The sequence below is a fragment of the Phenylobacterium sp. P4_E10 genome (assembly GCF_056401675.1).
The window spans coordinates 1-13,132 of sequence record NZ_JBFUIW010000014.1 but is presented as its reverse complement, the minus strand read 5'-3'; the positions used below and the strand labels follow the sequence as shown (position 1 = coordinate 13,132).

General features: G+C 70.6%; 11 protein-coding genes. 10 read left to right on the top strand and 1 reads right to left on the bottom strand.

Features of this window, described 5'->3' with window-relative positions; translation table 11 throughout:
* Positions 1-56 precede the first annotated feature (56 nt).
* Both mutS and AC1DQJ_RS15915 read left to right on the top strand, forming a co-directional pair.
* Positions 57-2,741 carry a DNA mismatch repair protein MutS gene (mutS, locus tag AC1DQJ_RS15920; RefSeq protein WP_477605012.1) on the top strand — a complete coding sequence of 895 codons (2,685 nt, stop codon included), beginning with the start codon at positions 57-59 and terminating at the stop codon, positions 2,739-2,741.
* Positions 2,738-3,334 (top strand): HAD family hydrolase, encoded by a 597-nt coding sequence (locus AC1DQJ_RS15915; RefSeq protein ID WP_477605011.1) that lies wholly within the window; start codon positions 2,738-2,740, stop codon positions 3,332-3,334. The genes mutS and AC1DQJ_RS15915 overlap by 4 nt, the downstream gene beginning before the upstream one ends.
* Here AC1DQJ_RS15915 and AC1DQJ_RS15910 read toward each other — a convergent pair.
* Positions 3,331-4,815: a methyl-accepting chemotaxis protein gene (locus AC1DQJ_RS15910; RefSeq protein ID WP_477605009.1), complete on the bottom strand. Its 1,485-nt coding sequence runs from the start codon at positions 4,813-4,815 to the stop codon at positions 3,331-3,333. The two genes, AC1DQJ_RS15915 and AC1DQJ_RS15910, sit on opposite strands and share 4 nt — an antisense overlap.
* A gap of 248 nt (positions 4,816-5,063) precedes the next feature.
* Here AC1DQJ_RS15910 and AC1DQJ_RS15905 point away from each other — a divergent pair, with 248 nt between their 5' ends.
* From AC1DQJ_RS15905 to AC1DQJ_RS15870, 8 genes are all read left to right on the top strand, one after another.
* The gene (locus tag AC1DQJ_RS15905; RefSeq protein ID WP_477605007.1) at positions 5,064-5,312 is read left to right on the top strand and encodes a hypothetical protein; all 249 of its coding nucleotides are present in this window, start codon (positions 5,064-5,066) and stop codon (positions 5,310-5,312) included.
* Between the two features lie 97 nt (positions 5,313-5,409).
* The gene (locus tag AC1DQJ_RS15900) at positions 5,410-8,232 is read left to right on the top strand and encodes a [protein-PII] uridylyltransferase (protein WP_477605005.1); all 2,823 of its coding nucleotides are present in this window, start codon (positions 5,410-5,412) and stop codon (positions 8,230-8,232) included.
* Between the two features lie 45 nt (positions 8,233-8,277).
* Complete coding sequence (murJ, locus tag AC1DQJ_RS15895) at positions 8,278-9,903, top strand: murein biosynthesis integral membrane protein MurJ (protein ID WP_477605003.1); 1,626 nt, start codon at positions 8,278-8,280, stop codon at positions 9,901-9,903.
* A gap of 147 nt (positions 9,904-10,050) precedes the next feature.
* The gene (gene trpS, locus AC1DQJ_RS15890; protein ID WP_477605001.1) at positions 10,051-11,085 is read left to right on the top strand and encodes a tryptophan--tRNA ligase; all 1,035 of its coding nucleotides are present in this window, start codon (positions 10,051-10,053) and stop codon (positions 11,083-11,085) included.
* Positions 11,086-11,129: 44 nt separating this feature from the next.
* A complete protein-coding gene (locus AC1DQJ_RS15885; protein ID WP_477604999.1) occupies positions 11,130-11,603 on the top strand; it encodes a universal stress protein in 474 nt (157 codons plus the stop codon).
* A gap of 48 nt (positions 11,604-11,651) precedes the next feature.
* A complete protein-coding gene (locus AC1DQJ_RS15880; RefSeq protein WP_477604997.1) occupies positions 11,652-12,224 on the top strand; it encodes a NifU family protein in 573 nt (190 codons plus the stop codon).
* Between the two features lie 28 nt (positions 12,225-12,252).
* Positions 12,253-12,891, top strand: coding sequence for a tRNA (adenosine(37)-N6)-threonylcarbamoyltransferase complex dimerization subunit type 1 TsaB (gene tsaB, locus AC1DQJ_RS15875; RefSeq protein ID WP_477605225.1), 639 nt, complete (start codon positions 12,253-12,255; stop codon positions 12,889-12,891).
* The coding region (locus tag AC1DQJ_RS15870) for a GNAT family N-acetyltransferase (protein WP_477604995.1) at positions 12,888-13,132 on the top strand (245 nt) is incomplete at its 3' end. The genes tsaB and AC1DQJ_RS15870, both read left to right, overlap by 4 nt.

Sequence of the window (13,132 nt, the reverse complement as noted above, 5' to 3'; positions counted from 1 at the left end):
GCCGCAGTTCAAGGGGGCTGACGGATCACGCGGGCGCCGCTAGCTTCCGCTCACCGATGAACGCCCCCAATCCCGCCCTCCCTGATCCCGCCGGCGCCACGCCGGTCATGGCCCAATTTTTCGAGGCCAAGTCCCGCCAGCCCGATGCGCTGGTGTTCTTCCGCATGGGCGATTTCTACGAGCTGTTCTTCGAGGACGCCGAGAAGGCGTCCGCGGCGCTGGGCATCACCCTGACCGCACGCGGCAATCACGGCGGCGCGCCGATCAAGATGTGCGGCGTGCCCGTGCACGCGGCCGAGGCCTATCTGGCGAAACTGGTCCGCGCCGGCTTCAAGGTCGCCCTCTGCGAGCAGATGGAAGATCCCGCCGAGGCCAAAAAGCGCGGCTCCAAGTCGGTGGTGCGCCGCGACGTGGTCCGCGTGGTCACGCCAGGCACGCTTACCGAGGACGGCCTGCTCGACGCCCGCGGCGCCAACCGCCTGGCCGCAGTCGCGGTGCGCGGCGGCGCCGCGGCGGTCGCCAGCGTCGAGCTCTCCACCGGCGAGGTGGAATGCATGGCCCTGTCGCGCGACAGCCTGGCCTCCGCACTCGCCGCGCTCGGCCCGTCCGAGACCTTGGTCCCCGACCGGCTGTTCGCCGACGAAACCCTGGCCGGCGTGTTCAAGTCGGCCAGCGGGCTGATCCAGCCGATGCCCTCGGCGCTCGCCGAGCCGTCGGCGTCCGAGGCGCGGCTGAAGCGGCTCTACGGCGTCGACACCCTCGACGGCTTCGGCGAGTTGACCGGAGCCGAGGTCTCGGCGCTCGGCCTGATCGCCGCGCACCTGGAGACCACCCAGGCAGGCCGGCTGCCAGCCCTTACCGCGCCGCGCCGCGCTGGCGAGGCCGACGTCATGGCCATCGACCCGGCGACCCGCACCAGCCTGGAGATCGAGAAGTCGACCTCCGGCTCGCGCGACGGTTCGCTGCTGGGCGCTATCGACCGCACCATCACCGCCCCCGGGGCGCGTCTGCTGGCCTCGCGCCTGGCCCGGCCGCTGCTCGACCCCGCCGCCATCGACGCCCGGCTCGACGCCATCGAGTGGTTCTGCGAGCGCCGGCCGTTGCGGGAAAAGCTGCGCGAGCGGCTGCGCGGCATGGGCGACATGGCCCGCGCCCTGGCCCGCCTCGCCCTGGGTCGCGGCGGCCCCCGCGACCTCGGCTGCCTGAAGGACGGCCTGGCCGGAGGGGAGGCGATCTTCGGCCTCTTCGGACATCCCGAGCCGCTGGACCCGCCGGCGCCGCCGGAGATCGCCGCCGCGCTCGCCGCCCTGCATCCGGCCGCCGATCCGGACCTGGCCGAGTTCCGCCGCATGCTGGCCGAGGGACTGGGCGAGGATCTGCCGGCCCAGGCCCGCGACGGCGGCTACGTCGCCGCCGGTGTCCGCGCCGAGCTCGACCAGGCCAGAGCCCTGCGCGACGACAGCCGCAAGGTGATCCTGCAGCTCGAGGCGCGGCTGGCGGCCGAGAGCGGCGTCGCCTTGAAGATCCGCCACAACGCCGTGCTGGGCTATTTCGTCGAGACCACCGCCAAGGCGGCCGAGCCGCTGATGAGCCCGCCGCTCAACGCCACCTTCATCCACCGCCAGACCCTGGCCAACCAGGTCCGCTTCACCACCGTCGAACTGGCCGAGCTGGACGCCCGCATCGCCCAGGCCGCCGAGCGCGCCCTGGCCATGGAGATCGCCAACTTCGAGGCCTGGCGCGAGGCCGCCATCCGCATCGCCGTGGCGATCCAGTCCGCCGCCGAGGGCGCTGCCCGGCTCGACGTCGCCGCCGGCCTCGCCGAGTGGGCTGACGATGTCGGCGCCGCGCGCCCGGTGGTCGACCGCTCCACCGCCTTCGAGGCCCAGGCCGCCCGCCATCCGGTGGTCGAGGCCGCGGTCAAGCGGGCCGGCGACCCCTTCACCCCCAACGACTGCAGCCTCGATGGGGCCGGCGTTGCGGGCGCTCGGCTGTCGATCGTCACCGGGCCGAACATGGCCGGCAAGTCGACCTTCCTGCGCCAAAACGCGCTGCTGGCGGTGCTGGCCCAGGCCGGCTGCTATGTCCCGGCCAAGGCCCTGCGCATCGGCGTGGTCGATCGGCTGTTCAGCCGGGTGGGCGCGGGCGACGACCTCGCCCGCGGCCGCTCGACCTTCATGGCCGAGATGGTCGAGACCGCCGCGATCCTCACCCAGGCGACGCCGCGCTCGCTGGTCATCCTCGACGAGATCGGCCGCGGCACCGCCACCTATGACGGCTTGGCCATCGCCTGGGCCTGCGCCGAGGCGCTGCACGAAACGAACCGTTGCCGCGGGCTGTTCGCCACGCACTACCACGAGCTGGCCGTGCTCGAGGACCGCCTGGCCCACGTTTCCAACCTCTCCTTGAAGGCCAAGGAGTGGAACGGCGACCTGATCTTCCTGCACGAGGCCGGCGCCGGCCCGGCCGACCGCTCCTACGGCGTCCAGGTCGCCAAGCTGGCCGGCGTGCCCCCGGCCGTCGTCGTCCGCGCCCGCGAGGTGCTGGACCGGCTGGAGCGCGAGGCGGGCGCCCCGGCCCACCTGGAAGACCTGCCGCTGTTCGCCGCCCACGTCGCCGAGCCCGAGTCCAGCCGCGGCCCCAGCCAGGTCGAGGAGGCGCTGAAGGGCCTCGACCTCGACGGCATGAGCCCGCGCGAGGCCATGGCCGCGCTCTACAAGCTCAAGGAAATGATGCGGTGAAGGCGCTGATGGTCGATGTCGACGGCGTCGTCGTCGTCCATCCCGACCCCGGCGGCTGGTCGGCCAATCTCGAGCGCGACCTGGGCCTCAAGATTGAAGATCTGCAGGACAGATTCTTCGCGCCGAATTTCCACGACATCATTCATGGCCACGCCAAGCTGCGCGAGCGCCTGGCGCCTGTGCTGGCTCAGATCGCCCCGCACCTGACTTGCGACCAGCTCTGCGACTACTGGTTCGAAAACGACAGCCACCTTGACCACGGATTGCTGGAGCAGCTGGCGGCGTTCCGCGCCCAGGGGATCGCGCTGCACCTGGCCACCGTCCAGGAGCACGAGCGCGCCGCCTATCTGTGGGACGGGATGGGCCTGAAGCACCACTTCGACGCCATGCACTACGCGGCCGACCTCGGCCATGCCAAGCCGGCTCCGGCGTTCTACGCCGCCATCGAGGCGCGCACCGGCTTTGCGCCGGCCGACCTGTTCTTCATCGATGACAAGGCCGCCAACGTCGAGGCCGCCCAGGCCCGCGGCTGGCGCGCCGCGCTCTGGACTGGCCAGGACAGGCTCGCCGATCTGATCGAGCGGGCCGCCTAGGCCGCCCGTCGCGGCGCTGCAGAAGCGCCCGCCTGCGCCAGCCGGAAGCGGCTGACCAGCCGCGACAGGTTCTGCGCCTCGTGGGCCAGGTCGGCCGCGGCCGTGGCCGTCTCGTGCACCATGCCGGCGTTCTGCTGGGTCACCCGGTCCATCTCGTTGACCGCGGTGTTGACCTGGCCGAGGCCCACCGCCTGCTCCTGGGTCGAGCCGGAGATGTCGGCCACCAGCCCATGCACCTCGCTCACCCGGGTGACGATGCGGGTCAGCGCCTCGCCGGTCTGCCCGACCAGATCGACGCCCTGCGCCACCTGTTCGCTGGAGTCGGTGATGAGGCCCTTGATCTCCTTGGCCGCGTCGGCGGCGCGCTGGGCCAGGGCCCGCACCTCCGAGGCGACGACCGCAAACCCCTTGCCGGCTTCCCCGGCCCGGGCCGCCTCGACGCCGGCATTGAGGGCCAGCAGGTTGGTCTGGAAAGCGATCTCGTCGATCACCCCAATGATCTGGCCGATCTGCGCGGCCGACTGTTCGATCTGACCCATCGCCGAGATCGCGGCCTCCACCACCGGGGCGCTCTGCTCGGCCTCCTGGCGGGCGTCGGCCACGGCCGCGGCGGTCTGGCGCGCGGTCTCGGCGGCCCGCCGCACGGTGACGGTGATCTCGTCGACCGCGGCGGCGGTCTGCTCCAGCGAGGCGGCCTGGTTCTCGGTTCGCCGCTGCAGGTCGTCGCCTGAGCTTTTCAGCTGGCCGACCGTGGCGGTGACCGCCGCGACCGACTCCACCACCGCGGCGATCGCCCCGTGCAGTTCGCCGACCGCGCCGTCGAAGTCGTCACCAAGCTGGGCGTAGTCGCCGGTAAGCTGCCGATCGATGCGGCTGGTCAAATCGCCCCTGGCCAGGCCTGACAGCGCGTTCGCCAGCGTCCGGACGACCTTGGCTTGCTCGGCGGCGGCGGCGGCGCGCTCGGCTTCGGACCTAGCCCGCTCGGCCTCGGCCGCTTCGAAATAGACGTCCAGCACCAGGCTCATGTCGAGCATGGTGCCCTTGATCAGCGCCGACAGGGTGTCGGCCAGTTCGGCGTTCTTGGCCTTGGCGCCGAAGCCCTTCGGAGCCTTGGCCTCGATCACCGCCCGGACCAGCTGCTCCAGCACCAGGGCGTAGCCGCCGATGTACCAGCGCGGCTCCAGGCCGATCTTGGCGTGCACGCCGCCGATCGTCTGCACGGCCTTGGCGTAGTCGGCGGAGAACTCGCCCGAAGCGATGCCCTGCCAGTGACGCAGCTGCGCGTTCTGGGCCTTGGTGATGTGGCCGTCGTCGCGGAAGTGGACCTTCGTCTCTGGCGTGCGGCGGACCTGGGCGTAGAAGTGGTCCAGCGCCGCCGGAAGCTTTTCGGAGACTAGCGGCTGGGCCGCGCGGAGCGACTTGCGGGTCTCAGGGCCGATCTGCATGAACTCCAGACGGCCGTCCAAACTCGCACCAGTCATCACCAACTCCACCACTTTACCTATCGCGGCGCAGTCCTGAATGGCGGCGGTTAACGATGCGTAAGCGCGTTCGAAAACGTGAGAATCCTTTGCACGATATGGCCCACAAGGCGCAATCTGGACAATATTGCACTGCAACACGTTTACTCTCGCACCGCACAATTTTTTAATACATAGGCGTCAAAAAGCGCCGTGTTGAAGCGCGGTCTTCCTCCCCAATTTCCCGCCGCGCAGCAGGAGAACTTGAGATGATGCGTGTTGTGACCCTGGCCGCCGTCGCCGCTTTTGTTGCTTTCCCCGCCGCCGCCGAAGTCCGCGTTTCCCTGGCCGGCAAGTCGGCCGCCCAGCTGGACGCCGAGATCGCCCGCGCCGCCCGCACCGTCTGCCTGCGCGACACCGCCGGCGAGACCCTGGTGGTCAACGCCTACGGTCGCTGCGTGAAGGACACCCTGAAGGTCGCCCAGGCCAAGCTCGCCGCCGCGCAGCTCGCCGACTAAGATCTGAGCGCTTCTGTAGTTCTCGAGAAGGCCGGCGGATTCGCCGGCCTTTTTCTTTGCGCTCGGCAGGGAAGCGCCGGATGACTATATCCAAGTCATGCCGCCTCGCCTTCGTCCCACGCGCCTGGAATATGTCGTCGACGGGGTGCGCTTGCGCGCCCAGCTCTCCGCTGCCGCCCTCGATGCGGCCGGCGACGAGACCGAGCAGCGTCGGCGCGCGCTGGAAATCCTCAAGCAGGCCCTGTTCCGCGGACGGATGATCGCCAAGGAGCGCCTGGAGAACGGCGCCGGCGGCATCGAGACCGCCCGGCTGCTGTCGGGCGTCACCGACGAGGTGGTCACCGCCCTCTACGACTTCACCACCGTCCACGTGTTCCGGGCCCGCAACCCCACCGAGGGCGAGCGCCTGGCGCTGCTGGCGGTCGGCGGCTACGGCCGCGGCGCCCTGGCGCCGTTCTCCGACCTCGATCTGCTGTTCCTGCGTCCCTACAAGCAGACCGCCCACGCCGAAAGCGTGATCGAGTACATGCTCTATGCGCTGTGGGATCTGGGCTTCAAGGTCGGCCACGCCTCGCGGACGGTCGAGGAGTGCCTGAAGCTCTCCCGCGAAGACTACACGATCCGCACCTCGATCCTGGAGGCGCGCCAGCTGACCGGCGACACCGCCCTGGCCGAGGAGCTGATCCGCCGCTTTCGCGCCGAGGTGGTCCGCGGCACCGCCGCCCAGTTCGTCGCCGCCAAGCTCAAGGAACGCGACATCCGCCAGGAGCGGGCCGGCGCCAGCCGCTATCTGGTCGAGCCCAACGTCAAGGAGGGCAAGGGCGGCCTGCGCGACCTCAACACCCTGTTCTGGATCGCTCAGTACCTGCACCCGGTCAGCCAGGTCGACGGCTTCGTCCAGCTCGACATGTTCGACCGCAAGGAGGTGGCGACCTTCATCAAGGCGTTCGACTTCCTGTGGGCGGTGCGCTGCCACCTGCACTTCGCCACCGGCCGCCCGGAAGAGCGCCTGACCTTCGACCTGCAGCCGGAAATCGCCCGGCGCATGGGCTATGGCGACCGCGGTGACGCCCCCGCCGTCGAGCGGTTCATGCGCCGCTACTTCATGATCGCCAAGGAGGTGGGCGCGCTGACCCGCGTGTTCGCCGCAAAGCTCGAAGCCGAGCAGATCAAGCAGCAGCCCAAGGGGCTGTCGCGGCTGATCCCCGGCCACGGCAAGGCCAAGAAGAAGAAGCTCGACCCCGGTTTCCACGAGGAGGGCGGCCGCCTCAACATCGACGGTCCGCAGATCTTCGAGGCCGACCCGATCAACATGCTGCGGCTGTTCCGCCTGGCCGACCAGCGTGACCTTGACCTGCACCCCGACGCCTTCACCGCCGCCAGCCGTTGCGCCAGCCTGATCGGCTCCAAGGTCCGCCGCGACCCGCGCGCGGCCAAGGTGTTCCTCGATATTCTGGCCCACGGCCGCGATCCGCAGCGCACCCTGTCGATGATGAACGAGGCCGACGTTCTCGGCCGCTTCATCCCCGAATGGGGCCGCATCGTCGCCCAGATGCAGTTCAACATGTACCACTCGTACACGGTGGACGAGCACACCCTGCGCGCGGTCGGGGTGATCGCCGACATCGCCGACGGCCGCTTCGCCGAGGACCACCCGCTCTCGACCGCGGTCATGCCGCTGATCGACGACCAGGAAGTCCTGTTCCTGGCCATGCTGCTGCACGACACCGGCAAAGGCGGAGTGGGCGGCCAGGAGAAGGCCGGCGCCCGCTCGGCCCGCCAGGCCTGCGAGCGCTTGGGCCTCGATCGCAAGCGCATCGAGATGTGCGCCTGGCTGGTCGAGCATCACCTGGTGATGAGCGACTACGCCCAGAAGCGCGACGTCTCCGATCCGCGCACCGTCGCCGACTTCGCCCGCATCGTGGAGACGCCCGAGCGCCTGCGCCTGCTGCTGGTGCTGACCGTCGCCGACATCCGTGCGGTCGGTCCTGGAGTCTGGAACGGCTGGAAGGGCCAGCTGATGCGCGAGCTCTACGGCGCCACCGAAGCGGTGTTCCGCGGCGGCCGGGGATCCGACGCCGCCGCCGCTATCCGCCGCTATCACGAGAACGCCGCCTATGACGCCCGGGTCCGGCTGGTCGGCGCCGATCCGGCCACCGCCGACTGGGTGCAGGCGATGGAAGACGCCTATTTCACGTCGTTCCCCGACGTCGAGATTCTCGGCCACGCGGCGCTGGCTGCGCGCGCCGCCGCGGCCGGCGGCTCGGCCGCCGAGGGCCAGATCCGCAGCGGGCTGAACGCCGCCGAGGTGGTCGTCGCCGCCCACGACCGCCAGCGTCTGTTCGTCGATCTCGCGGCTGCGGTGACCGCCGCCGGCGCCAACGTCGTCGGGGCGCGGGTGTTCACCTCCCGCCAGGGCCAGGCGCTCGACGTCTTCTATGTCCAGGACGCCACCGGCGCGCCCTACGGCGGCGACAACGCCCGCGCCCTGGCCAAGCTCGCCCAGTCGCTGGAAGCCGCCGGCCGCGGTGAGGTGGCCAAGACCGAACCGCGCCGGGTCACCGACTTCGGCCGCGCCGCCGCCTTCACCATCACCCCGACTGTGATGCTGGACAACGAGGCCTCCGAGGCTTCCACCGTGGTCGAAGCCTCCGGCCGCGACCGGCCCGGCCTGCTGGTGGCCTTGGCCCGCAACATCGCCGACGCCGGGCTCTCGATCCTCTCAGCCCATATCGACGGCTATGGCGAGCGGGCCGTCGACGCCTTCTACGTGGTCGAGCCGAACGGCGGGAAGTTGAAGGACGCCAAGCGGATGGCGGCGCTGAAGGCCGACCTGATGGCCTCTCTCGAAGAGGTCGAGGCCGCCTCGCCCAAACCGCGCGCCAACCTGCAGAAAGCCCGCGCCAGCGTCGCGCGCTAACGGCGCGTCTTGACCCATATCGAGGCTCGGAGCACACCAACCACCGTGACCGTGCCTGCGCCCCCACCGCCGAAGAGCGGACTGATCCGCTCGTCCCTGGTGCTGTCGGGGCTGACGCTCATCAGCCGATTCATGGGCCTGGCCCGCGACCTGGTGCTGACCGCCCGCCTGGGCGCCAGCGCCACCATCGCCGCCGACGCCTACTACACGGCCCTGGCCTTCCCGAACCTGTTCCGGCGCATCTTCGCCGAGGGCGCGTTCTCATCGGCCTTCGTGCCAGCCTACACCAAGACCCTCGGCGCCGAGGGCCAGGCGGAGGCCGACCGCATCGCCTCCGACGCCCTGGCCACGCTGGCGGCGGCGACCATCGCCCTGACCCTGCTGGCGCAGCTGTCGATGCCGTGGCTGATGTATGTCATCAATCCCGGCTACGCCTCCGATCCGGAGAAGTTCAAGCTCGCCATCGTGCTGACCCAGATCAGCATGCCCTACCTGCCGTGCATGGCCATCGGCGCCCTGCTGTCGGGGGTGCTGAACGCCCACCGGCGCTTCATCGTCACCGGCATCTTCCCGACCATCCTCAACCTGGTGATGCTGATCGCGGTGATCCCGCAGACCGACCCGATCCGCGCTGCCTGGGCAGCCTCGATCGGCATCCCGATCGCCGGTGTGCTGCAGGCCAGCCTGCTGTGGTGGGGCGCGCGCAAGGCGGGGGCGCACATCCGCCTGCGCACGCCCAAGCTGACGCCCGAGATCAAGGCCTTGGTCTCGCTGGCGATCCCCGGCGCCATCGCCGCCAGCGCGGTGCAGATCAACATCTTCATCTCCGGCATCCTGGCCTCCCAGGTCGCCGGCGGCCGCGCCTGGACCGAGGTTGCGGCCCGGCTCTACCAACTGCCGCTCGGCCTGATCGGCGTGGCGGTCAGCGTCGCCCTGCTGCCGCGGCTCTCCAGCGCCATCCAGGCCAAGGACCATGCTGACGCCCAGGCCGCCACCGACCAGGCGGTGATCTTCTCGTTGGCCCTGACCGCGCCGGCCGCCGCCGCCCTGGTGGCCATGCCGTTTTTCCTGATCGACGGCCTCTTCACCCGCGGCGCCTTCACGGTGCTGGACGCCCGCGAGACCGGCTGGATCCTCTTCAACTACGGCTGGGGCGTGCCGGCCTTCGTGCTGGCCCGCGTGCTGCAGCCGGCCTTCTTCGCCCGCGCCGACACCCGCGCCCCGATGCGCTTTGGCCTGATCTCGGTGGCCGTGAACATCGTGCTCGGCCTCACCCTCTTCCAGTTCATCGGCGTGAAGGGGATCGCGGCGGCCACCAGCGCCGCGGCCTGGATCAACGTCCTGCAGATGGTGCTGCTGCTGAACAAGCGCGGCGACTACTCGCCGACCACGGCGGCCTGGAGCCGGATCGCCCGCATCGCCGCTGCCAGCATCGTCTTCGGCGCGCTGCTCGGCTTCGCCTCCCACGAACGGGCCTGGCTGGAGGCTCCGCTGCGCGGTTTCCACCTCGTGGGGCTGGGCGCCAAGGAGATCGCGGTGCTGGCGACGGCGGCGGTCGGGGTGGCGGTCTACGGCCTGCTGCTGCTGGCCTTCCGCGGCATCACGCCTAGCGAAATCCGCACCGCGCTCAAGCGCCGGCCGGGCGACGCCGCCGTGGTCGCCGACATCTGACGGGCTTGCAGCCTGGCCGCGCAGGCTTTATTCGCAACGGCCATGGCTTACGGACGAAACACTTGGCGATGGCGTCGCGCCTGATCCCGCCCTTTCCCGGCGCGATGACACGCGCCTGCATGTTCTCCTCTCAAGAAGCCTGATCCCATGACCGACCAAGCTCCCCCCGCCTACACGGGTCCCCAACGCGTGCTGTCCGGCGTCCAGCCGTCCGGCGCCCTGCACCTGGGCAACTATCTCGGCGCGCTGGTGAAGTTCGCCCGCCTGCAGCACGAGGTGGAGACCTTCATCTTCGTCGCCGACATGCACGCCATCACCGTGTGGCAGGACCCCAAGCTGCTGGCCGACCAGGTGCGCGAGATCGCCGCCGCCTATCTGGCCGCCGGGCTCGACCCGAAGGTGGCGACCATCTTCCCGCAGTCGGCGGTGCCGGCGCACGCCGAGCTGGCCTGGATCTTCAACTGCGTGGCGCGGCTCGGCTGGCTCGACCGCATGACCCAGTTCAAGGAGAAGTCGGGCAAGCACAAGGAGCGCTCGAGCGTCGGCCTCTACACCTATCCGGTGCTGCAGGCGGCCGACATCCTGCTCTACAAGGCGACCCAGGTGCCGGTCGGCGACGACCAGCGCCAGCACCTTGAGCTGACCCGCGACGTCGCGGCCAAGTTCAACCACGACTTCGAGGTCCCGGCCTACTTCCCGCTGCCCGACGCCCTGACCCAGGGCCCTGGCGCGCGGATCATGTCGCTGCGCGACGGGGCGGCGAAGATGAGCAAGTCCGATCCGTCGGACAATTCGCGGCTCAACCTGCTCGACGACGCCGAGACCATCGCCCAGAAGGTCCGCAAGGCGAAGACCGATCCAGAGCCGCTGCCCGCGACCCTGGAAGAGCTCAAGGCCCGGCCGGAAGCCGAGAACCTGGTCGGCATCTATGCCGCCCTTGATGGCCGGACCTCCGAAGCGGTGCTGGCCGAGTTCGCCGGCCAGGGCTTCGGCGCCTTCAAGCCCAAGCTCGCCGACCTTGCGGTCGCCAAGCTCGGTCCGGTGACGTCCGAGATGCGCCGGCTGATGGCCGATCCGGCCGAGATCGACCGCGTGCTGGCCGCGGGGGCCGAACGGGCCCGCGAAGCCGCCGCCCCGACCCTGGCCGAGGTCCGCAAGATCGTCGGCTTCTGGGGCGCCTGAACGTAGTGGTTGCGCGCGGCTCGTCCGCGCGCCACCGTCTGCCCATGAGCCAGCGCAAGTTCCTCGTCATCGCCGACGACAGCCCGGAGTTCCAGGCGGCCCTGCGCTTCGCCTGCCGCCGCGCGCGTTCGACGGGCGGCCATGTGGCGCTGCTGCGGGTGATCGAGCCGGCGGTGTTCGAGCACTGGAGCGGCGTGCGCGACGAGATCGAGCGCCAGGCCCGCGAGGAGGCCGAAGCCGTCCTGCACAAGATGGCCGAGTTCGTGATCGCTGAGACCGGCGCGGCGCCGGAGTTCATCATCGTCCACGCCGACAACACCCGCGCGGCCCTGCGCAAGGTCATCTCCGAGGACCCGGCCATCAAGATCCTGGTGCTGGCCTCAGCGGTCGGCGGCCGTGGCCCCGGCCCGCTGGTCTCCTCGATCGCCAAGGACGGGGTGAAGTGGGGCGCGCGCAAGGTGCCGGTGACGGTGGTGCCGGGCGACCTCACCGACGAAGAGATCGCAGATCTGGCTTAGGGCGTCGGAAAACTTGCGATTCCCGTCGCAAAACGCCACATCTCCCTCATGTTCATCCAGACCGAGCTGACCCCGAACCCTGAGGTCCTGAAGTTCCTTCCCGGCCGCGAAGTGCTGGCCGACGGATCGCGCGACTTCCGCAGCCTGGACGAGGCGCAGGCTTCGCCGCTGGCGGCCGAGCTGTTCGAGATCGACGGCGTCACCCGGGTGTTCTTCGGGACCGACTTCGTGACGGTCGGCAAGGACGCTGACCACGACTGGCCGCTGCTTAAGGCGCCGGTGCTGGCGACCATCATGGATCACTTCACCTCCGGCCGGCCGCTGTTCACCGAGAGCGCCGCGGAGGCCGGTGGTCACGACGAGGCGGTCTACGAGGGCGAGACCGCCCAGGTGGTCGCCGAGATCAAGGACCTGCTCGACACCCGCATCCGTCCGGCCGTGGCCCAGGACGGCGGCGACATCCTGTTCAACCGCTTCGACGCCGACACCGGCGTGGTGTGGCTGCACATGCGCGGCGCCTGCTCGGGTTGCCCGTCCTCGTCGGCGACGCTGAAGGCCGGCGTCGAGAACATGCTCAAGCACTACGTCCCCGAGGTCACCCGGGTCGAGCAGACCCTCTAAGGCCCGCGCTGGAGCCCGCGCCGGCGTGATCGTCCTGGCCATCGACACCTGCCTGTTCGCCTGCTCCGCCGCGGTGGTGCGGGACGGCGTGGTGCTGGCTTCGAAGATCGAGCCGATGGACCGCGGCCACCAGGAGCGCCTCGCCCCGCTGGTCGCCGAGCTGATGCGCGAAGCCGGCCTCGGCTTCGACCAGCTGGACCGCATCGGCGTCACCGTCGGCCCGGGCTCGTTCACCGGCCTGCGGGTCGGCCTGGCCTTCGCCAAGGGGCTGTCGGCGGCGCTGGGCGTGCCCGCGGTCGGAATCGGCTCGCTGGAAGCCCTCGCAAAACCCCATGACGGCCGGGTGTTCGCCGTGCTCGACGCCAAGCGCGGCCAGGTCTACCTGCAGGCCTTCGCCGATGGGGTCGCGGTCAGCGCCCCCGACGCCCTGCCGATCGAGACCGCCGCCGCCCGCGTCGCCGAACTGGCCCCCGACGTCCTGGTCGGCACCGGCGCGAAACTGCTGGCCGAGATGCGGCCCTCGGCCACGGTCGCCGAGACCAACCGCGCCGACCCGGCCGTGGTGGCGGCGCTCGCCGCCGCCGCCAAGTCGCCGCCGCCGCCGCGCCCGCTCTACCTGCGCGCGCCTGACGCCAAGCTGCCCGGCGGCCGGACGCTCGAGCCGTGAAGCTGCGCGGCGCCTGGGGCCACGAGGCCGACGCCCTCGCGCAGATCCACGCCAGCGCCTTCGACAACGCCTGGTCCGGCCCCGAGATCGCCCAGCTGCTCGACGGCCCCGGCGGTTTCGCGCTGCTGGTCGAGGATGAAGGTCTGCTGGCCTTCATCCTCTGCCGCGCCATCGCCGGCGAGGCCGAGATCCTGACCTTGGCCGTCGCCCCGCCGGCCCGCCGGCGCGGTCTGGCCCGCGC

Bases quoted from the DNA above. Each gene is read 5' to 3' on its own strand.
- mutS (WP_477605012.1), top strand. From the start codon at position 57: ATGAACGCCCCCAATCCCGCCCTCCCTGATCCCGCCGGCGCCACGCCG.
- AC1DQJ_RS15910 (WP_477605009.1), bottom strand. From the start codon at position 4,815: ATGACTGGTGCGAGTTTGGACGGCCGTCTGGAGTTCATGCAGATCGGC.
- AC1DQJ_RS15905 (WP_477605007.1), top strand. From the start codon at position 5,064: ATGATGCGTGTTGTGACCCTGGCCGCCGTCGCCGCTTTTGTTGCTTTC.
- AC1DQJ_RS15900 (WP_477605005.1), top strand. From the start codon at position 5,410: ATGCCGCCTCGCCTTCGTCCCACGCGCCTGGAATATGTCGTCGACGGG.
- trpS (WP_477605001.1), top strand. From the start codon at position 10,051: ATGACCGACCAAGCTCCCCCCGCCTACACGGGTCCCCAACGCGTGCTG.
- AC1DQJ_RS15885 (WP_477604999.1), top strand. From the start codon at position 11,130: ATGAGCCAGCGCAAGTTCCTCGTCATCGCCGACGACAGCCCGGAGTTC.
- AC1DQJ_RS15880 (WP_477604997.1), top strand. From the start codon at position 11,652: ATGTTCATCCAGACCGAGCTGACCCCGAACCCTGAGGTCCTGAAGTTC.